We start from the raw sequence: 18,551 nt of genomic DNA on the forward strand, positions 1-18,551 counted from the left end.
CCGCACCCAAACCAACCCCATCACGACAACCGCGCCCGCCCCAACAGACTGCGGTTGAAACTCACCGACATCGACGTCACCAACTCAGTGAACGCCGCGCTCGGCCGGTCCAGCTTGAAGCCCTGCTCGAAGCGCGCGTTCTTGGCGTCCTTCTTCGACCACTGGCAGATCGCGGTGATATCCACCGAGCGGGTGTGGTCCTCGCGCACCGGAATCTCAAGGCGCATGTCGTAGCAGCTGCCCGGCGCCAGCGGGTCGTCCGTCACCAGCCGCAGGCCGCCCATCGAGACGTCCAGGACCACCCCCATGGGGTCGCCGCTCAGGCGGTTGGTCACGTTGATCTGGCCGATGTGGCGGAAGGTCAAACGGCGGTGTTTGCGCATGGCGGCCTCTTGTAGGGAGCGGGCTCTGGGACGGGCGCTTCAGGGAGCGAAACGCGCGCGCATCCTAGCAGCGCCAGTACCTCAAACGAACTCAAAAGCTATCAACTGGCCAGTATTTGCCGCGGGAATCGCTGCGCCTTCCATCGCGCGGCGCGGCGCTGCAGGCGTGCAGCGGATACTCTGCAATCTGCGCTGCAGGTCTGCGCTCAGTGCTGCGTTTTTGCATACATCCGTGCACGCAACCCCACGGCACACGGGGTTTCAGGCTGGCATGCAACATGCCTTGGTCTCCTTGAGTGCCGCTTGTTCGCGGCCGTGCGGCCGCATCGCCGTGTTGGGAATTTGCCTTGGAGATCTGCCTTGGAGGGAGAAATGGACCCACTGAAACTGCTGCTGGACAGAGGCCTGCTGCTGTCCGACAGCCTGACGTCCCAAGGACGCTTCATCGAAGTCTCCGCCGAGCAGACCGACCAGCTCGGCTACGCGCCCGGCTCGCTGGATGGCCAGGGCGCCGAGCTGATCTACACCGCCGACTCGCTGAACGCGCTGATGCAGCTGTTCGCCAGCCCGCCGGCCGATGAGCGCGTGCAGGACCTCGAACTGACCCTGATCCGCCACAACGGCGGCCTGCTGCCGGTGCTCGCCAGCGGCGTGCTGCAATGGCGCGACGGCGAGCCCGCGCGCCTGCACCTGGTGAAGATGCCGCTGGGGCCGATCAGCCGCCGCCTGGGCGAGCTGCAGAGCGCCAACGAAGTGATGAGCCAGATGCTCTTCAGCGCGCGGGTGGCCTACTGGTGCATCGAGTTTGCCGAGTCGGTGGACGTGCGCGAGACGCCCGACGAGATCGTCCGCCAGGTATTCGAGAACCGCTCCTACTGGCGCATGTGCAACCGCGCCATGGCCAACATCTACGAGATGCCCGCCGACGTCGATTTCAGCGAGCAGCCGGTGCGCCTGTACTGGCCGCGCAGCCCGGCCAACGAAGAGTTCGTGCGGCGCCTGATCGAGGCGGAATTCCACGTCGACGGCGCGCTGTCGGTGGACCGCCGCCACGACGGCTCGCCGGCCTACGTGGAGAACGACGTGCGCGCCAGCATCCACAACGGCCGCATGCTGCGCATGTGGGGCAGCCTGCGCGACGTCAGCCAGGAGCTACGCATGCAACATGACGCCGAGCAGCGCATCGAAGCGCTGCGCCGGGTGTTCGACGCGGTGCCCGACGCCGTGCTGGTGATCGACGAGCAGGCCCAGCCGCAATGGCGCAACGCGGCCTTCGAGCAAACCTTCGGCATCACCCGCGCCGCCGGCCTGGCCTCGACGCTGAACCGCATGCCGCTGCCCGAACGAACCTGGCAGGTACTCGACCTGCCGGACCAGTTCGGCAACTACCAGTCCTTCAACAGCCACTGCTCGCGCATCCTCATCCGCGAGGGCGTGGCCTGGCGCGTCTTCGTGCTGCGCCAGGCAAACAACGCGACGGAGCTGCATCCATGAGCGAAGAAGGCTTCTTCGCACCGCTGCGCATGGGCATGCGCTCCTCGGTCAGCGCATCGGCCGAAATGCTCTCCGCGCTGCTGGAAACGCCGGCGCTGCACGCCCTGCTGGACAGTTTCAGCGAGGCGCTGATCGTCTGCGACGGCGACTCGCGGGTGCGCTTCATCAACCTCGCAGCGGAACGGGTCAACCGCGTCACCCGCGTCGACGTGCTGGCCCTGCCGGACGTGGACTTCTTCCAGCGTTCGGCGCTGCAGTTCGACGACTTCCAACAGGCCCTGCGGCGTGGCGGCAAGAGCGCGCTGACCCGCTCGCGCGATGGCAGGGTGTTCCTCACCCGCGCCCAGGCGGTGCCCACCACGGCCTATGAGAAGCCCTACACCTTGCTGATCCAGCGCGAATACGAGCCGGGCACGGCGGGCAGCCTGCGCAGCCCTTCCGGGCGCGCCTCGACCACCGACCTGCAGGGCCTGGGCGACCCGCAGGACAACGCGCTGCACATGTCGCCGCTGCTGTCCTCCATCGCCGACATGGGCGTGCGCGCCTTCCGCCGCCGCGCGCGCCTGTTGCTGCTCGGCGAGCCCGGCGTGGGCAAGACCGCGATCGCCCGACACATCCACCGCGCCGCCGGCTGGGGCGACCGGCCCTTCATCGACGTGAACTGCGCGAGCATCCCGGAAACCCTGTTCGAGTCGGAGATGTTCGGCTACGAGCGCGGCGCCTTCACCGGCGCGCTGCAGTCGGGCAAGCGCGGCTACATCGAGAGCGCCTCGGGGGGCACGCTGTTCCTCGACGAGATCGGCGAAATCCCGCTGCAGGTGCAGGCCAAGCTGCTCAAGTTCCTCGAGGACGGCACCATCCAGCCGGTGGGTTCGCCATTGTCCAAGCAGGTTCAGGTACAGGTGATCGCCGCGACCAACAAGGATTTGCGCGCCCAGGTGGCGGCCGGCGAATTCCGCGCCGACCTCTACTACCGCCTGGCCGTGCTGCCGGTGGAAATCCCGCCGCTGCGCGCCCACCGCGACGACCTGCCGGTGCTGATGGACATCCTCCTGGCGCGCATCAACCGCGACCGCCAGCCGCCGCTTCGGCTGGCATCAAGTTGCCGCGAACGTCTGCTGGGCTACGACTACCCCGGCAACATCCGCGAGCTGGTGAACATCTTCGAGCGCCTCGCCGTGCTGGCCGACGACGTGGCGGAAGAACTGCACCTGCCGCCGGAACTGCTCGGCGCGCCGCCGGCCGGTAGCCCCGTCGCCCTCGACGAACCGGCGGCGGCCATCGACGACCAGCCGCTCAAGGCGCAGGTGCAGCGCTACGAACGCCAGGTGATCCTGCGCGCGGTGCGCCTGTGCGGCAGCAAGCGCAAGGCGGCGATCCACCTGGGTATCGATGTCGGCACGCTGATCCGCAAGTTGCAGCGGGACGATTGAGCGCTCCCGCAAAAGTCACCTGACGTAGGGCGCATAACGCCCCACGGCGTTATCCGCCGTGGTGGCGGATAACCCGTTCCGGGTTATGCGCCCTACCGCGCTGTTTTCCGAAAAGCCCCTCACCCCAGCCCTCTCCCAGAGGGAGAGGGGGCCGTCTGGAGCGCGCGGATGATTGGGAGTCAGCCGGCGAGCCCGCAAGGTGAAGCTCATGCCGATCAGTCCCCTCTCCCTCTGGGAGAGGGTTAGGGTGAGGGCGGCCGCAGGCCCCGAGTTACGGCAAGGTTCGCGAGCAAGCTCGCTCCTACAGACAGCATTTCCTCAGCACCCGATCACGCCGCCTTCCCGCCGCTTCAAAAACGCCCCCTGCGACAATCCACCGCTGCAAGGCTGCCTACAGGCGTTGTCATTTCTGCTTACACCTGCGTTTTCCGATTTTTATTTTTTCCTTAAATTTCAATTAGTTAACCATTTGGCACAGCCTATGCTCTGTGTACCTCCGACCCGTGACCGTGCACGGGTCCTCGAATCGCGCCGCCGCTTCTGACTCAGGGCCGCGGCAGTTCTGGAGGCACAAGAACAATGCTCATCACAGGTATCAAGAGCCGGCCGGTCTACGACCAGTTGCGCCCGCTCGCCGGTGGCCACCACCACATCATCGCCGGCCAGGGCAGCGGCGGCGCCGCCATGCTCCGCCTGCTCGGCGAGATGCCGCGCACCGCGCCCATCCGCGTGCTGTATTCCACCGAATCCTTCTCCGGCCAGGATCACCTCGCCGCGCTGCGCGACATCACCGACGTCGAGCTTGCGATCTACCCGAGCAACCGCGCGCTGGTCGATGACCTGCACGCGCTGCTGGGCCAGTCCCGCATGGGCACCCGCCTGTACCTGGCCGGTTCCGAGAGCTTCATCGGCACCGCCATGCAGGCCGCCGATGCGATCAACCTGAACAAGGACGAGGTGCTGCGCGAGCATGCCGGCTCCTTCGTGCGCCGCGTCTGGTGCGTGCACTGCGACGGCTACACCGAGAACGTCACCCAGCGCGTCTTCGAGTGCCCGCACTGCGCCCGCACCCTGGTGGTCCGCGACCACTACTCCCGCCGCCTCGCCGCCTTCCAGGCGGTGAAGGCCGACGCCGAAGTCCCCGGCGAACTGCCTGAAGCCGAGGAGCTCGACACATGAGCCTGTCCAACGGAACCCTGAAGGTCCGCGTCACCCGCATCGAGCAGGTGACCCCGGAGATCAAGCGCTTCACCCTGGCCTCCACCGACGGCGCGCACCTGACGCCGTTTTCCGGCGGCAGCAACGTCGTGGTGCTGATGCCCCACGCCAGCGGCACCTACCGCAACGCCTACTCGCTGATGAGTTCGCCCTACGACGCCAGCGCCTACCAGATCGCCGTGCGCCGCGTGGAAGAGGGCCGTGGCGGCTCGAAGCACATGCATGACGTGGTGAAGGAAGGCGACGAGCTGGAAATCCTCCGCCCGGTGAACCTGTTCCCGCTGAGCAAGCACGCGCGCCTGCACCTGTTCATCGCCGGCGGCGTGGGCATCACCCCGGTGTGCTCGCAACTGGCCGAGCTGCGCCTGCGCGGCACCCCCTTCGAAGTCCACCTGGCGGTACGCGGCGACGCCCATGCGCGCCTGGGTGAAGAGCTGCTGCAGGAATACGGCGATGCCGTGCGCCTGTACCGCGACGACCGCGGCGAGCGCCTCGACATCAGCGCTGTGCTGGCCGAGCGGCCGCTGGGCAGCGACGTCTATGTCTGCGGCCCCGAGGGCATGATCCAGGCGACCATCGACGCCGCCCATGCCCACGGCTGGACCGACAGCCACATCCACTACGAACGCTTCCTCGAACAGGGCAGCGTCGGCGAGGCGTTCCAGGTCACCCTGGCGCGCAGCGGCGCGACCATCCAGGTGTCGCCCGACCAGAGCCTGCTGGAGGCCGCCGAGGCCGCCGGCCACGAGATCCCGTACCTGTGCCGCGGCGGCGCCTGCGGCATGTGCGAGACCAACGTCCTGGAGCTGGACGGAGAAATCCTCCACACCGACGACTGGCTGTCCGACGAGGACAAGGCCGCCAACCAGAAAATCATGCCCTGCGTGTCGCGTGCCAAATGCTCGCGGCTGGTCATCGACTGCTGAGCCGGAGAACGACCATGACCATCCAATTCCGCCCCGACGAAACCTACCGCGACGACTACACCTACGCCAACAGCCAGGCCTGCATCGACCGCGCGCCCTGGCCCTTCCCGGACGACGAGTACATGTACTCGATGAACCTGGAGCCGCACGTCTCGGTAGGCACCGACGCCTTCCGCGCGGTGTTCGACATCGACGAGCACTACATCAGCGAGTGCCGCGACCGTGCGATCACCCTGGAGAAGGACCCGGGCATGCACTACGTCTCCGCGCCGCACATGATGGAGGCGCAGTGGGACCTGCTCGAACTGATCATGGAGTCCTACGCCAAGGATTACCCGGAGTACTTCTCCCTGGAGAAGGACGGCACCCGCTGGCACTGGACCAACAAGCTGCTGGATATCGACGACACCTTCACCTTCGGTGATCCGTCGACCCTGCCCTTTGAACCGATGGAATACGTCACCCGCCAGGCCCAGGGCGACTGGGTCCTGCAGGAAGAGCGCGACGGCACCCTGTACTGGGGCGCGGGCATCGCCACCCAGCGCGCCGACTACTCGCTGCGCTTCAACCTGGGCATGGCCTGGCACGAGTTCCACGGCCCGGTGCCGCTGGTGAAGGAAACCGGCATGCTCGACCGCGCGCTGAAGTTCCTCCTGCGCCTGCGCAACGGCCACCCGGTGCGCCGCCTGAACTGGTCGCTGACCGTCAACCCGCGCCTGGACGTCTCCGCCGAGTCCCTGCCCGAATGGGCACCGGACCGCACCACGGTGACCGCCGAGAACGCCGGGAAAAAGGTCTACTTGCGTATCGAGCTGCAACCACTGCACCGTCTGCCGCGCAGCAACGCCATCGTGTTCCCGATCCGCACCTACCTGCTGAGCCTGGAAGACATCGCCACCAACCCGGCGTGGGCCAAGCGCATGCACCGCGTGCTCAAGAGCCTCGACCAGCAGCTCGTCGACTACAAGGGCTTCACCCGCTACCACCAGCAGGCGGTGCAGTGGCTCTCGCAGTTCGACGACGGCCAGTAACTCTTCACCGAGCAAAGCCGCGCAGTACACACAACTACAAACCCGAAAAGGGAGCCGGCGGGCGTCGTGAGGCCCGCCGGCCGATTGCCTTCTGCCCATCAACCCCCCGAGAGGAAACAACGATGAGTGGGTCTCCTGCCAAGCGTGCCGCTGGCGTAACCGATTCCGATGCCGAGCAGCTCGCTGCCCTCGGCTACAGCTCCAACTTCGAACGCAGCATGAGTCTGTGGGAGAACTTCTCCCTGGGCTTCACCTACCTGTCGCCGGTGGTCGGCGTCTACACCCTGTTCGGCCTGTGCCTGGCCGCCGGCGGTCCGCCGATGTTCTGGACCTACCTGCTGATCGGCCTGGGCCAGATGCTGGTCTGCCTGGTGTTCTGCGAAGTGGTCTCGCAGTTCCCCATCTCCGGCGGCGTCTACCCCTGGGCGCGTCGCCTGGTGGGCAAGCGCTGGGCGTGGATGGTGGGCTGGGTATATGCCTGGGCCCTGTGCACATCCATCGCTGGCATCGCCGTGGGCGCCAGCCCCTACATGGCCGCCATGCTCGGCTTCGAGATGCACGGCAACGCCGCTATCGGCATCGCCCTGGCACTGATCGCGCTGTCCACCGTGCTCAACCTGTCCGGCACCAAGCTGCTGGCCCGCGTCGCCATGTTCGGCTTCATCTGCGAACTCGGTGGTGCGTTGCTGGTGGGCGGCTACCTGCTGATCTTCGAGCGTCATCAGCCGTTCAGCGTGCTGTTCAACACCTTCGACATCCGCATCGACGGCAGCTACTGGCCGGCCTTCCTCGCCGCGTCCCTGGCGGGGCTGTTCCAGTACTACGGCTTCGAGGCCTGCGGTGACGTCGCCGAGGAGACCCCGAACCCCGGCAAGATGATCCCCAAGACCATGCGCATGACCATCTACATCGGCGGCGCCGCCGCGATGTTCGCGTGCCTGGCGCTGATCCTCTCGGTGCCGGACATCCAGCGCGTGATCAACGGCGAAGACACCGACCCGGTGACCACTATTCTCGCCAATGCCTTCGGCCCGGTCGGCTCGAAGCTGGTGATGGCGGTGGTGATGGTGTCGTTCGTGTCCTGCGTACTGAGCCTGCAGGCCGCCGCCAGCCGCCTGCTGTTCGCCTATGCCCGCGACGAGATGATCGTTGGCAGCAAGGCCCTGTCCAAGCTCAACACCAACCACGTGCCGGCCGTTGCGCTGGTGGTAGCAGGCGTGATGCCGGCGGCCATCGTCTGCCTGGGCCTGTTCATGGGCGACGCCGTGGCCACCATCGTCGGCTTCGCCGCGATCGGCATCTACGTGTCCTTCCAGCTGATCGTCATCGCCTCGCTGATCGCCCGCGCCAAGGGCTGGGTGCCCGGCGGCCACTTCAGCCTGGGCAAGTGGGGCGTGCCGGTGAACATCGCGGCGCTGATCTACGGCGTGGCGGCTATTACCAACATGGTCTGGCCGCGCACCCCGGACGCGCCCTGGTACATGAACTACTCGATGATCCTCACCACCGTCGTGGTGATCGGCGCGGGCCTGGTCTACATGCTGCTGGCCAAACCCTACGACAAGGGCACGGCACCGGCGGGCGACGCCCACCGGATCTCCAGCCGCCAACTACCCGCGCGCGCTGCGGGCGCGCTGACCGAACCGGCTTGATCGCAACGTTGACGCAATTCGGGCCATACGCCTGAGGGGCTGCGTCTGGATCGTCACCTTTCCCCGGTGACGGTCCCCTGCGTTTGCGCAACGGACCCGCCATCCCCGCGATGGCCGGTCCGTTTTTTTATGCCCGGTTTTGTAGGAGCGAGGGGGCTGGGGTGAGGGCAAGCGGCGGCACGGGTGTCCCGAGTGACGACAGCCTTATCGAGCGATCCACAGCAGGCACATGGACAGCGTGACCAGCGACCCCAGCGTCGACACCAGGATGCTCCGCGACACCACCGCCGCCTCGCGCTGGTAGTACTCGGCGAGCATGAACGGCCCGGTGCCGGTGGGCAGTGCGCTGAGCAGCAGCGCCGAGTCCGCCCAAAGCGGCGGCAGGTCGAACACCTTGTAGGCGAGGAAGCCGGTGAGCAGCGGCTGGCCGATCAGTTTGATCGCCACCAGCGGCCAGGCTCCGACCTGCTCGCCGTCCTGCTTCTGCGCCAGGAACAGGCCCAGCGACACCAGCGCACAAGGCGTGGTGGCGGCGGCAAGCATGTCGAGGAAATGCAGCAAAGGCGCCGGTAGGCCCATGCCGGTCACCGCCCACAGACCGCCAATGATCGGCGACACCACCAGCGGGTTCTTGCCCAGCGCCTTGCTCACCACCCAGACGGCGCGGCCGATGTGCTTCTCCTCCTGCAGGCCGATCTCGATGCACACCACGGCGATGGCGAACAGCACGCAGACCACCAGCAGCGAGGCGATCAGCGCCGGCTCCAGGCCGTCCTGGCCGAACACCAGCAGGCACAGCGGAATGCCCATGTATCCGGTATTGGCGTAGGACGCGCTGAGGCCGTCGATGCTCGCCGCCGGCAGCGCGCGGCCCTGCATCAGCCGCCAGACAAGAGTGGCGAAGAACACCAGCAGGCAGCCGCCGGTGAAGGCGGCGAGGAAGCCCGGCTGCCAGATTTCCTCCCAGGTCGCGGTGGCGGTGACCTTGAACAGCAACGCCGGCAGGCACAGCCAGACCACCAGCTTGTTGATCTCCGAGGCCGCCTGCGGGCCGAGGCGATTGCTGCGCCGGCACAGCCAGCCGACCAGGATCAGCGCGAAGATCGGCAGGACGACGGTCAGGACGTGGGACATGACGGGGAACCGGACAGCAAGACAGCAGGCGAGGATAGGGGCCGAGGCCGCCGTCGTCCAATACGGCCTAAGTCTGAATTCAGACCCGCCCGGTCACCGGAATGCAGGCGCCGGTGATCGCCGCCGCCGAATCCGAGGCGAGGAACAGCAGCGTTGCCGCCAACTGCTCCGGCTTCACCCAGCGGTCGAATTCCGCAGTGGGCATGTCGGCGCGGTTCTGCGGGGTGTCGATGATGCTCGGCATGAGCGCGTTGACGGTGATGCGCGCGTCCTTCAGTTCCTCAGCCAGCGCCTCGGTCAGGCGCATGACGCCGGCCTTGGACGCCGCATAGGCACCCATGCCCAGCGCCGCGCGGGTGGCGGCCGCGGCAGCGATGTTGAGGATGCGCCCGTACCCGCGTGCCTTCAGGTGCGCCAGCGCGGCCTGGCTGGAGACCACGGCGGTGCGCAGGTTGATGCGGTACATCAGGTCCCAGGTGTCGACGTCGCCATCGCCCAGGGTTTCCCAGTGGAAGCCGCCAGCCACGTTGATCAGCGCGTCCAGGCCGCCGAAATGCTCGTTGACCTGCTCCAGCGCGGCACGGGCCGCGACGGGATCGGTGAGATCGATGCCGCCGATGGACAACGCGCCGGCCTGTGGATAACGCGGGCCGACCGCGCGGTCGAGCAACGCGACCTGCCAGCCAGCCTCGGCGAATGCCTGGCCGACCACGCTGCCCAGATGGCCGAAGCCGCCGGTGATGGCGACGATCCTGTTCATGCTGCTACCTCGTGACGGTGGGAGAGGCGTTCTTATAGGGGTAGCAGGGGTTGCGCGAAAGGTCGCAGGCGCCAGATGAGGGGACGGATCGGGACGGGGTTTTCAGATCAGAATCTGGCGCTGGGCGATGCCCTCTCCCCAACCCTCTCCCTGAAGGGAGAGGGTGTTACAAGCCGACGCCGGACCTCATTACTTCACCAACCGCGCATCCAGGCTGTTCTGCGCCAGCCGCTGCGCCTGCTCCCGGGTCATCCCCAGGTGCTCGTGCAGGGCCTGGAAGTTCTCGGTGACGTAGCCGCCGAAGTAGGCTGGGTCGTCCGAGTTCACCGTCACCTTCACGCCGCGTTCGAGCATGTCGAGGATGTTGTGCTCGCGCATGTGGTCGAACACGCAGAGCTTGGTGTTGGACAGCGGGCAGACGGTCAGCGGGATCTGCTTGTCGATGATGCGCTGCATCAGCCGCTCGTCCTCGATGGCGCGCACGCCGTGGTCGATGCGCTCGATCTTGAGCAGGTCCAGGGCTTCCCAGATGTACTCCGGCGGGCCTTCCTCGCCAGCGTGGGCGACGGTGAGGAAGCCTTCGCTGCGGGCGCGGTCGAACACGCGCTGGAACTTGCTCGGCGGGTGGCCGACTTCGGAGCTGTCCAGGCCGACGGCAATGAAGGCGTCGCGGAACGGCATGGCCTGGTCGAGGGTCTTGAACGCCTCTTCCTCGGACAGGTGGCGCAGGAAGCTGAGGATCAGGCCATGGCTGATGCCCAGTTGTTTCTCGCCATCCTTGAGCGCGCCCTGGATACCACGCAGCACCACCTCGAAGGGCACGCCGCGGTCGGTGTGGGTCTGCGGGTCGAAGAACGGCTCGACGTGGATGACGTTCTGCGCCTTGCACTTCTGAAGGTACGCCCAGGTCAGGTCGTAGAAATCCTGCTCGGTGCGCAGCACATCGGCGCCAGCGTAGTAGAGGTCGAGGAATTCCTGCAGGTTGTTGAACGCATAGGCCTTGCGCAGGCTCTCGACGTCGCCCCAGGGCAGGGCGACCTTGTTGCGCTCGGCCAGGGCGAAAAGCAGCTCGGGCTCCAGCGAACCCTCCAGGTGCAGGTGCAATTCGGCCTTGGGCAGGGCATTGAGCCAGTCGTACATGGTGAGTTCTCGTTATCCAGGCAATCGGCAAATTATCGCACGGCCCGGCGAGGATGCAGGCGAACTTGCCGATGATGGGCAGCACAACCCACGTGAGCCGCGTCCCGCTGTCGTCCGGCGGCGGCTGGTGCGGTCATCGGGCATTGCCTAAGATGGCGCACTCGCCTCTTACGGAATGGACATCCCCCTCAATGTTGCGCGCGCTCAAAGACGAAAAATTCCTCCTCCTCGCCCTACTGGTGGCGATTGCGGTCTACCCGCTGGAGCACAGCCTGCTGGGCGGCGGCAAGATGCTCGCGGGGATCACGGCCACGGCCTTGCTGGCGGTGATCATCGGCGTTTCGCTGCGCGTGGCGCATCACGCCGAGATCCTCGCGGAAAAGGTCGGCGAACCCTACGGCACGATGATCCTGACCCTGGCGGCGGTGCTGGTGGAGGTGGTGATCCTGGCGATCATGATGAACCACAACCACTCGCCGACGCTGGCCCGCGACACCATCTACGCCGCGGTGATGCTCGACATGAACGGCATCCTCGGCCTCGCCGCACTGCTGGGCGGCCTCAAGCACGGCGAGCAGTCGTACAACGACGACTCGGGCAAGACCTACGTGACCATGATCCTCACCGCCGTGGGCATCTCCATGGTGGTGCCGGAGCTGATCCCGGCCGAGCAGTGGAAGCTCTACTCATTCTTCACCATCGGCTGCATGGTCATGCTCTACGCGCTGTTCCTGCGCATGCAGACCGGCCAGCACAGCTACTTCTTCAGCTACAACTACGCCACCCACGGCGAGCACGGCGAAGGCCACGAGGCCCCCGGCAGCAGCAAGCAGTCCATGGGCCTGCTGGTGGTTGGCGTGGTGCTGATCGGCGCGCTGGCCGAGGTGATGTCCAAGGCCCTCGACGTCGGCCTGGAAGGCAGCGGCGTGCCGCCCATCGTGCCGGCGCTGCTGGTGGCGGCAATCTCCGCCAGCCCGGAAATCCTCACCGCGCTTCGCGCGGCCATGGCCAACCGCATGCAGCCGGTAGTCAACATTGCCCTGGGCGCATCGCTGTCCACCGTGATCCTCACCGTGCCGGTGATCGAGGCCCTCGCGCTGTTCAAGGGCCAGCCGATTCAGATGGCGATGACCCCGCTGCAGACCGGCATGATGTTCATCACCCTGATGGTCGCCGGCTACAACCTGCATGACGGCAAGACCAACGCCATCGAAGGCATGACCCACTTCGTGCTGTTCGCCACCTTCCTGATGCTGTCGTTCATGGGACTCTGAGCATGCTCAAGCTGTACCTCGCCGGCCCCGACGTATTCCTCCCCGATGCCTTCGAGCAGGGCGAGCGGCTCAAGGCCCTGTGCGCCGAATTCGGCGTGCAGGGGCTCTACCCGCTGGATCATTCGGTGCCGGCGGGCATCGTCGAGCCAGTGGCGCAGGCGCGCTGGATCTACCAGGCGAACCTGGAACTGATCCGCCAGGCGGACGCGGTGCTGGCCAACCTCAACCCCTTCCGCGGCGCCGAACCGGACAGCGGCACGGCCTTCGAACTGGGTTACGCCGCCGCACTGGGCAAGCCCCTGTTCGGCTATATCGACGAAGGCGGCAGCTGCGCGGAACGCCTGCCCTGCGAGTGGCACGGCGAAGAGCCCGGCCGCGACCGCGACGGCAATCAAATCGAGGGCTTCGGCCTGCCGCTGAACCTGATGCTCGGCGTGCCGGCGAAGATCGCCGTGGGCGGGCCGCGCGAAGCGCTGGAATTGCTGCGCAAGGAGCTGACGAGTCACCTTTAGGAGCGGTTATCGCTCGCGAACGGATTCCTCGGCCACTCCGCTGCGTGGGCGCTTCGCGAGCAAGCTCGCTCCTACCAAGAGCCAATCGCCGGAAACAAAAAACGCGCCCTCGGGCGCGTTTTTCATTGGCTCGCAAGGACCGTCAGCGACGCCCCTCGAGCTTGAAGAAGAACACCTTGGTCGCCTGGCGGGCGACGATCCGGCCGCCGCTGACGCGGGGCTCAAAGCGCCACTTGCCCATGGCATCGCGCACGGCGTTGTCGAACATGCGCGGTGGCGTGGACTCCAGCACCTGGATGTCGGCGATGCGACCATCGCTGGTGATGGTGAACAGCACCTTCACCCGACCTTCTATGCCACGGTTCAGGGCCATGCGCGGGTAGACCGGCGGGTCCATGCGCAGCGGCTTGATGTCGCTGTCGTTGAGGCTGCCAGTGGGCAGGCCGGCGGGGCCTTGCGAGCCGGCTGGTGCGGCCTGGGCGCCCTGGGTGAACTGGCCAACGGTTGGCGCAGCGGGCGGCGGCGGGGCGGCCGGGGTCGGCGGCGCGGCAGCTTCCTCGGCGGGCTCCGGGTCAGGCTCGGGCTTGGGTTTCGGCTTGGGCTTGGGCGACACCTTGGGCACGGCCTTCTCGACCGGCTTGGGTTTGGGCTTGGGCTTCTCTACCGGCTTGGGCGGCTCGATGGGCTTGGGGGGCTCGGGTTCCGGCGGCGGGGGAGTCGGCGCGGCGGCGGGCGGCTGCTGCACCGGCTCAGGCTTGGGCGGCAGGGTGACGACACTGACCTGCATGGCCTTGGGCATCTCGCCAGCGCCCAGATTCAGTTCAGCCGGCGTGGGCACCACCCAGATCAGCGCGGCGACGATCGCCAGATGCAGGCCGATGGCCAGACCAGAGGACTTCCACCAGCCACCGGGAGGCGGCGGCTGGTCGCCGTCTTCCACGCCTTCGACCGGCGCGGCGTAGGGAATCAGGACTTCTTCGGTCGCCACTTCCTCGTCACGGCGAGGACCCGCACAGCTGACGAGTCTCAGGCTGGCCTCATTGGCGCGCTGGGCGTTCACGCTGGGCAAATGGGCGCCGTCATCCGCCGTGGCGGAAGTAAACAGCTGTTCCTCAGCGTCCACGGCAGGACTTGCGTCCGCCGCTTTGCGCGGTTGGGGTAACGACATGAAAAAGCCTGCGGGAAGAGTTCACGAAGCAATATCTTCTGATAATTATTATCATTCACTCGCTCCGGGAGGGCAACCTTATCTGTCAGATGGGTGCAATCGCGCAGCGAAAAAGACCGTCCTGCAGCACCTGTGGATCAAGTTCAGTGGCCAGGATCAGCTCTATACGGCTGTCCTTGCGCCACGCGCTTGGCGTCCACGGCGCCGGACCAACGGTACGGTTGCAGGCCAGCCAGGCGTCCTCGCCGTGCAGCACCGCCTTGGCCCGCAACAGGCCGGGAACCCCGGCCAGCCAGGCGTCCAGCTCGGCTGTGCGGAAGCGCCAGTCACGGTGGAAGCGCCAGCCGACCGCCTGTCGGCCCTCTTCGACGCGTACCTGGCGCAGCGGCGAGTCACGGCGCACCAGCATCGCCGGTTCGGTGGACGAAGCGCGCTGCGGCAAATCAGCACTCGCCGCTTCAATCGGCGTACTCGGCAGCTCGCCCAGCGGCAGGCGGCCGCGGGTCGTCCAGCGCAACGGCACCTCCGGCAAACGCGCCGCCAAGACCGCACGCGCTCCGTCATCCAGCGCTTCGGACTTGTTCATCAGCAGCAGCGATGCTTCGCCCAGCGCCAGCCGCTGCGCCTCGGGCAGCGGCTGCCCGGCAGCCAGTGCGGCGGCATCGAGCACCATCACCAGTGGCTGCACCGCCAGCACACCCTCCCATGGCGCGCCGCGCAGTTGCGCCAGCAGTTGCGCGGGATGGCCCAGACCGGAAGGCTCGATGAACACGCGATGCGGCCTGGCCTTGCGCAGCAGCCGGCCGAGGCCGGCCTGGAACGGCGCGCCATTCACGCAGCACAGGCAGCCGCCAGCGACTTCGCCCAGGGCGATGCCGTCTTCGTCGCGGGACAACAGCGCGGCGTCCAGGCCGACCTGGCCGAATTCGTTGACCAGCACGGCCCAGCGCTCACCCGCCGGGCGTTGCGCCAGCAGGTCCTGCAGCAGGCTGGTCTTGCCCGCCCCGAGGGGGCCGGCGATGAGATGAGTCGGGATCTGCTTCAACATTCGCCCATGGTGCCGCCTGACGCTCGCCGGGAAAAGCGCTAGAGTCGCGGCTTTCTTTCGCCAACCCCGGATCGATCATGCGCCTGTTGCTGCCCCTAGCCCTCGCCTGCCTGCCCCTGCTCGCCCACGGCGAAGCCTGCGTGGTGCACACCCAGGGCAAGGACGTCGACGTAAAGGTCTGCCAGCAGAACCGCACCATCCCGGAAAAGCTCTTCCGCGAGGGCTTCTGCCAGCCGCAGCTCAAGGACCAGAAGGTCGAGGTGACCTACGCCGAAAACTGCCCCAGCGGCGCCTTCGGTGTCTGTGAGAACGCCCAGACCCAGGGCGTGCCCTACCGCCAGGACATCCACTACTACGGGGTGGCCAGCGACGCGCGCATCCTCCAGCCCTTCTGCGAACAGCAGAGCAACGGCCACTGGCGCAAACCGCAGTAGCGGTCATCGCCCTGTCACACGGCTCGGGCTTACTGACGTCGGGTACCTCACACCCTCCCGGCCCCCCACGCCGGACATGATCTTGGTGAATTGGGCCGCTCTCCCCGGGTGGCCCATTTTTTTGCCCGCGCGAAACCTCGGCCGAGCCAGTCGAGCGTGAGCAGCAGGCGTCGCTCACCCGGCGCCGGCAGCGGCGAGCGGTGGACGATGCCGCCGCCGAGATTGCCGGCCCATTTCTCGCCCTTGAACAACCCCACGTCGCCGGCGGCCATCTCGCGGATCTCGGCCCGGCTGACCGGTTCGGCGGCCGCATCGCCCAGCCGCGCGCGGGCCATGGCCCACTCCTCCAGCCATTGGCTGGCAGAGCCCGAGTAGGTGGTGACCAGGCGCAGCGGCACGTGATCGACGTGGAAGCGCGGACACATGGCCTTGTCCAGGCTGCGCAGGCGCAAGCCGATACGCTGCGCACCGGTCAGGCAGGCGAAGGCTTCGGCCAGCCATTGCAGGTCGCTGCGAAACAGCATGCAGCCGTCGAGCATGGCGTACTGGCGCAGCAGGTCGCCCAGTTCGACGCGCTCATCGACCACCTCGAGGCTCTGCGTGAGGTCCAGCGCCTGGGTCCCCAGCCAACCGGCGAAGCTGCTGATTTCCGGGTACAGCGTGCGTTGCCAGACGGCCAGGTTGACGTCTTCCTTGAGCACTTCGGCGAGCACCTGCGGATCGTCGCTGAGCACCTGGCGCGGCCAGACGGGGGTTTCGAGGGCGAGCATCAGGCGCCGGCCTCCCAAGGTTCGAAGGGATCGGGCAGACGCTTCCAGGCGGTGGTGCCGGCGGCCATCTCTTCATCGTCCAGCAGGCAATGGTCCAGCTCGGCGAACAGCTGCGGGAAGTCCAGGTTCTGGCCGATGAACACCAGCTCCTGGCGGCAATCGCCGCTGTCTTCGCGCCAGTGGCGCAGCACACCCTGCAGCTCGGTGGTGTCCTGCGGCCAGTGCTCGCGCGGGACGAAGCGCCACCAGCGTCCGGCCAGGCCGTGGCGCATCAGGCCGCCGGCCTGGGACCAGCTGCCGGCCTCGCGGTAGCGGCTGGCGAGCCAGAAGAAGCCCTTGGAGCGCAGCAGACGGCCGTTGCTCCAGGGCTGGGCGAGGAAGTCGTGGAAGCGCTGCGGGTGGAAGGGCCGGCGCGCCCGGTAGACATCCGAGGAGATGCCATAGGCTTCGGTCTCCGGCAGGTGCTCGCCGCGCAGCTCCTTGAGCCAGCCCGGCGCCCGCTCGGCGCGCTGGAAGTCGAAACGGCCGGTGTCGAGGATGCTCGCCAGCGGCACCTGGCCCATCACCATCGGCCGGATATCGGCGTCCGGGTTGAGCCGGCGCAGGATCGCCAGCAGCTCGTCACGCTCGGCGCTGCCGATCAGGTCGATCTTGCTCACCAGGATCACGTCGGCGAATTCCACCTGTTCCACCAGCAGGTCGCTGAGCGAACGCTCGTCGTCCTCGCCGAGGGTTTCGCCGCGCTCGGCGAGGCTGTCGGCGCCCTGGTAATCGGCGAGGAAGTTCAGCCCGTCAACCACGGTGACCAGCGTGTCCAGCCGCGCCAGGTCGGACAGGCTGCGGCCCTGCTCGTCGCGGAAGGTGAAGGTCTCGGCCACCGGCAGCGGTTCGGAGATGCCGGTGGATTCGATCAGCAGGTAGTCAAAGCGACCTTCGCTGGCGAGGCGGCTGACCTCTTCCAGCAGGTCTTCGCGCAGGGTGCAGCAGATGCAGCCGTTACTCATCTCCACCAGGCGTTCCTGGCCACGATTGAGGCTGACATCGCGCTGCACCTCGCGGCCGTCGATGTTGATTTCGCTCATGTCATTGACGATGACCGCGACCTTGAGGTTCTCGCGGTTCTTCAGCACATGGTTGAGCAACGTGCTCTTGCCGGCGCCGAGGAAGCCGGACAGCACGGTAACGGGTAGTGGCGCTCTGGCGGATGTATTCAGGGGGCTGTTCACGGGTGGGCTCCAGAAATTCAGGCTACGCGGACGTGCAGTTCGCGCCGTTCCTGGCGCTCCTTGGCCTCGATGCACAGCGAGGCGGTGGGGCGCAGCAGCAGGCGGCGCAGACCGATAGGTTCGCCGGTTTCCTCGCACCAGCCGTAGCCGCCCCGCGCCAGGCGCTCCAGCGCCTGGTCAATCTTGTCGAGCAGCTTCTTCTCGCGCTCCAGCAGGCGCAGTTGCCACTGGCGCGACTCTTCGCGGCTGGCGACATCGGCTTCGTCGCTGGCCCGCTCGGTGTCCTGCAGCGCCTGGAATTCCTCCTCGATACGCCCCTGCAACTCGTCGCGCTGGCCTAGCAGCAGTGCGCGGAAATAGCCCTGTTGCGCCTCGCTCATGTAGGCCTCGGCGGGCTGGGCGAGCAGTTCCTGTTCGGTCATGATCGTCTCCGGGTGGGGAGTGATCTTTTATGTTATATTATAACCTTTCGCACTCGACAATACCCTGCCGACGTGAGATATCGAAACCCTGCTGCACCCACCTCCCGAGACCTCCGATGCTGCGCCGCGCCCTGCTGCTCTGCCTGTTCGCCCCCTTCGCCCACGCCAGCGGTTCCGCGCCATTGCCCTTCCCGGGCGAGGAGCCGTCGCGCTGTGCCTGGTCGGCTTCGGTGCTGGCCTGCATGGACGATTCGGGAAATCTCTACAGCGTCGCCACCCAGGGCCACGACACCTACCTGCGCGGCTTCGAGGCGAGCAGCGGACGACGCTGGGCGCAGACCGGCACGCGCTACGGCAGCCTGACCTTCTTCAGCGGAGTGACCAGCGATGGCCAGGTGTGGGTCGGCACCAGCCGCGGCATCGGCTGGACCAACATCAGCCGCTTCAGCAGCTCATCGGGTGACAGCGCGCGACTGACCTGCGGCCGTGTCAGTGGCTGCAAACAGCACGAACGCTGACGAGCCCA

The 18,551-nt window shown here is 66.9% G+C and carries 19 protein-coding genes; 10 read left to right on the forward strand and 9 right to left on the reverse strand.

Features of this window, described 5'->3' with window-relative positions:
- Positions 1–20: 20 nt before the first annotated feature.
- Entirely contained in the window at positions 21–383 is a 363-nt protein-coding gene (locus tag ACIPK7_RS09930) for a PilZ domain-containing protein (RefSeq protein WP_192432379.1), read from the reverse strand.
- Between the two features lie 372 nt (positions 384–755).
- Here ACIPK7_RS09930 and ACIPK7_RS09935 point away from each other — a divergent pair, with 372 nt between their 5' ends.
- From ACIPK7_RS09935 to ACIPK7_RS09960, 6 genes are all read left to right on the forward strand, one after another.
- Complete coding sequence (locus ACIPK7_RS09935; RefSeq protein ID WP_192294094.1) at positions 756–1,877, forward strand: PAS domain-containing protein; 1,122 nt, start codon at positions 756–758, stop codon at positions 1,875–1,877.
- Positions 1,874–3,310 carry a sigma-54 interaction domain-containing protein gene (locus ACIPK7_RS09940; protein ID WP_401087459.1) on the forward strand — a complete coding sequence of 479 codons (1,437 nt, stop codon included), beginning with the start codon at positions 1,874–1,876 and terminating at the stop codon, positions 3,308–3,310. The genes ACIPK7_RS09935 and ACIPK7_RS09940 overlap by 4 nt, the downstream gene beginning before the upstream one ends.
- 579 nt (positions 3,311–3,889) lie before the next feature.
- Positions 3,890–4,489, forward strand: a complete 600-nt coding sequence (locus ACIPK7_RS09945; RefSeq protein ID WP_192432381.1) for a dimethylamine monooxygenase subunit DmmA family protein — start codon at positions 3,890–3,892, stop codon at positions 4,487–4,489.
- The gene (locus tag ACIPK7_RS09950) at positions 4,486–5,454 is read left to right on the forward strand and encodes a PDR/VanB family oxidoreductase (RefSeq protein ID WP_401087461.1); all 969 of its coding nucleotides are present in this window, start codon (positions 4,486–4,488) and stop codon (positions 5,452–5,454) included. Before ACIPK7_RS09945 ends, ACIPK7_RS09950 begins: the two co-directional genes overlap by 4 nt.
- Positions 5,455–5,468: 14 nt before the next feature.
- Entirely contained in the window at positions 5,469–6,485 is a 1,017-nt protein-coding gene (locus ACIPK7_RS09955; RefSeq protein WP_401087463.1) for a heme-dependent oxidative N-demethylase family protein, read from the forward strand.
- Positions 6,486–6,607: 122 nt separating this feature from the next.
- The gene (locus ACIPK7_RS09960) at positions 6,608–8,137 is read left to right on the forward strand and encodes an APC family permease (protein WP_192432384.1); all 1,530 of its coding nucleotides are present in this window, start codon (positions 6,608–6,610) and stop codon (positions 8,135–8,137) included.
- A gap of 204 nt (positions 8,138–8,341) precedes the next feature.
- Here ACIPK7_RS09960 and ACIPK7_RS09965 read toward each other — a convergent pair whose 3' ends face one another.
- The 3 genes from ACIPK7_RS09965 to ACIPK7_RS09975 form a co-directional block, all read right to left on the reverse strand.
- A complete protein-coding gene (locus ACIPK7_RS09965; protein WP_401087465.1) occupies positions 8,342–9,271 on the reverse strand; it encodes an AEC family transporter in 930 nt (309 codons plus the stop codon).
- A gap of 79 nt (positions 9,272–9,350) precedes the next feature.
- Complete coding sequence (locus ACIPK7_RS09970) at positions 9,351–10,031, reverse strand: SDR family NAD(P)-dependent oxidoreductase (protein ID WP_401087467.1); 681 nt, start codon at positions 10,029–10,031, stop codon at positions 9,351–9,353.
- 189 nt (positions 10,032–10,220) lie between these two features.
- Positions 10,221–11,171: an adenosine deaminase gene (locus ACIPK7_RS09975; protein WP_401087469.1), complete on the reverse strand. Its 951-nt coding sequence runs from the start codon at positions 11,169–11,171 to the stop codon at positions 10,221–10,223.
- 191 nt (positions 11,172–11,362) lie between these two features.
- Between ACIPK7_RS09975 and ACIPK7_RS09980 the strand changes: the two genes are divergently transcribed.
- Together ACIPK7_RS09980 and ACIPK7_RS09985 are read left to right on the forward strand one after the other, a co-directional pair.
- The gene (locus tag ACIPK7_RS09980; protein ID WP_192432388.1) at positions 11,363–12,445 is read left to right on the forward strand and encodes a calcium:proton antiporter; all 1,083 of its coding nucleotides are present in this window, start codon (positions 11,363–11,365) and stop codon (positions 12,443–12,445) included.
- A gap of 2 nt (positions 12,446–12,447) precedes the next feature.
- Positions 12,448–12,957 carry a nucleoside 2-deoxyribosyltransferase gene (locus ACIPK7_RS09985; protein ID WP_401087471.1) on the forward strand — a complete coding sequence of 170 codons (510 nt, stop codon included), beginning with the start codon at positions 12,448–12,450 and terminating at the stop codon, positions 12,955–12,957.
- Positions 12,958–13,099: 142 nt separating this feature from the next.
- Here the strand turns inward: ACIPK7_RS09985 and ACIPK7_RS09990 are convergent, their stop codons facing one another.
- Positions 13,100–14,125: an energy transducer TonB gene (locus ACIPK7_RS09990; protein ID WP_401087473.1), complete on the reverse strand. Its 1,026-nt coding sequence runs from the start codon at positions 14,123–14,125 to the stop codon at positions 13,100–13,102.
- Between the two features lie 85 nt (positions 14,126–14,210).
- Entirely contained in the window at positions 14,211–15,173 is a 963-nt protein-coding gene (locus tag ACIPK7_RS09995) for a CobW family GTP-binding protein (RefSeq protein ID WP_401087475.1), read from the reverse strand.
- Positions 15,174–15,250: 77 nt separating this feature from the next.
- Between ACIPK7_RS09995 and ACIPK7_RS10000 the strand changes: the two genes are divergently transcribed.
- Positions 15,251–15,607: an NADH:ubiquinone oxidoreductase gene (locus tag ACIPK7_RS10000; RefSeq protein WP_192294118.1), complete on the forward strand. Its 357-nt coding sequence runs from the start codon at positions 15,251–15,253 to the stop codon at positions 15,605–15,607.
- 47 nt (positions 15,608–15,654) lie between these two features.
- Here the strand turns inward: ACIPK7_RS10000 and ACIPK7_RS10005 are convergent, their stop codons facing one another.
- From ACIPK7_RS10005 to dksA, 3 genes are read right to left on the reverse strand one after another with little or no spacing between them, the layout of a single operon-like run.
- A complete protein-coding gene (locus ACIPK7_RS10005) occupies positions 15,655–16,377 on the reverse strand; it encodes a DUF1826 domain-containing protein (RefSeq protein WP_401087477.1) in 723 nt (240 codons plus the stop codon).
- Positions 16,377–17,591: a zinc metallochaperone GTPase ZigA gene (gene zigA / locus ACIPK7_RS10010; RefSeq protein WP_401087807.1), complete on the reverse strand. Its 1,215-nt coding sequence runs from the start codon at positions 17,589–17,591 to the stop codon at positions 16,377–16,379. Before zigA ends, ACIPK7_RS10005 begins: the two co-directional genes overlap by 1 nt.
- 29 nt (positions 17,592–17,620) lie before the next feature.
- Positions 17,621–18,025, reverse strand: a complete 405-nt coding sequence (dksA, locus tag ACIPK7_RS10015) for an RNA polymerase-binding protein DksA (protein WP_192432392.1) — start codon at positions 18,023–18,025, stop codon at positions 17,621–17,623.
- Between the two features lie 116 nt (positions 18,026–18,141).
- On the opposite strand from dksA, the gene ACIPK7_RS10020 reads away from it, so the two are divergent.
- Entirely contained in the window at positions 18,142–18,543 is a 402-nt protein-coding gene (locus ACIPK7_RS10020; protein ID WP_401087479.1) for a hypothetical protein, read from the forward strand.
- Positions 18,544–18,551: the final 8 nt, after the last annotated feature.

The organism is Pseudomonas sp. NPDC086581 (genome assembly GCF_044746165.1).
In the GTDB taxonomy this organism is placed as follows: Bacteria; Pseudomonadota; Gammaproteobacteria; order Pseudomonadales; family Pseudomonadaceae; genus Pseudomonas.

Excerpts from the sequence above, each read along its gene's own strand:
- ACIPK7_RS09930 (WP_192432379.1), bottom strand. The coding sequence starts at position 383 with ATGCGCAAACACCGCCGTTTGACCTTCCGCCACATCGGCCAGATCAAC.
- ACIPK7_RS09935 (WP_192294094.1), top strand. The coding sequence starts at position 756 with ATGGACCCACTGAAACTGCTGCTGGACAGAGGCCTGCTGCTGTCCGAC.
- ACIPK7_RS09940 (WP_401087459.1), top strand. The coding sequence starts at position 1,874 with ATGAGCGAAGAAGGCTTCTTCGCACCGCTGCGCATGGGCATGCGCTCC.
- ACIPK7_RS09945 (WP_192432381.1), top strand. The coding sequence starts at position 3,890 with ATGCTCATCACAGGTATCAAGAGCCGGCCGGTCTACGACCAGTTGCGC.
- ACIPK7_RS09950 (WP_401087461.1), top strand. The coding sequence starts at position 4,486 with ATGAGCCTGTCCAACGGAACCCTGAAGGTCCGCGTCACCCGCATCGAG.
- ACIPK7_RS09955 (WP_401087463.1), top strand. The coding sequence starts at position 5,469 with ATGACCATCCAATTCCGCCCCGACGAAACCTACCGCGACGACTACACC.
- ACIPK7_RS09960 (WP_192432384.1), top strand. The coding sequence starts at position 6,608 with ATGAGTGGGTCTCCTGCCAAGCGTGCCGCTGGCGTAACCGATTCCGAT.
- ACIPK7_RS09965 (WP_401087465.1), bottom strand. The coding sequence starts at position 9,271 with ATGTCCCACGTCCTGACCGTCGTCCTGCCGATCTTCGCGCTGATCCTG.
- ACIPK7_RS09970 (WP_401087467.1), bottom strand. The coding sequence starts at position 10,031 with ATGAACAGGATCGTCGCCATCACCGGCGGCTTCGGCCATCTGGGCAGC.
- ACIPK7_RS09975 (WP_401087469.1), bottom strand. The coding sequence starts at position 11,171 with ATGTACGACTGGCTCAATGCCCTGCCCAAGGCCGAATTGCACCTGCAC.
- ACIPK7_RS09980 (WP_192432388.1), top strand. The coding sequence starts at position 11,363 with ATGTTGCGCGCGCTCAAAGACGAAAAATTCCTCCTCCTCGCCCTACTG.
- ACIPK7_RS09985 (WP_401087471.1), top strand. The coding sequence starts at position 12,448 with ATGCTCAAGCTGTACCTCGCCGGCCCCGACGTATTCCTCCCCGATGCC.
- ACIPK7_RS09990 (WP_401087473.1), bottom strand. The coding sequence starts at position 14,125 with ATGTCGTTACCCCAACCGCGCAAAGCGGCGGACGCAAGTCCTGCCGTG.
- ACIPK7_RS09995 (WP_401087475.1), bottom strand. The coding sequence starts at position 15,173 with ATGTTGAAGCAGATCCCGACTCATCTCATCGCCGGCCCCCTCGGGGCG.
- ACIPK7_RS10000 (WP_192294118.1), top strand. The coding sequence starts at position 15,251 with ATGCGCCTGTTGCTGCCCCTAGCCCTCGCCTGCCTGCCCCTGCTCGCC.
- ACIPK7_RS10005 (WP_401087477.1), bottom strand. The coding sequence starts at position 16,377 with ATGCTCGCCCTCGAAACCCCCGTCTGGCCGCGCCAGGTGCTCAGCGAC.
- dksA (WP_192432392.1), bottom strand. The coding sequence starts at position 18,025 with ATGACCGAACAGGAACTGCTCGCCCAGCCCGCCGAGGCCTACATGAGC.
- ACIPK7_RS10020 (WP_401087479.1), top strand. The coding sequence starts at position 18,142 with ATGCTGCGCCGCGCCCTGCTGCTCTGCCTGTTCGCCCCCTTCGCCCAC.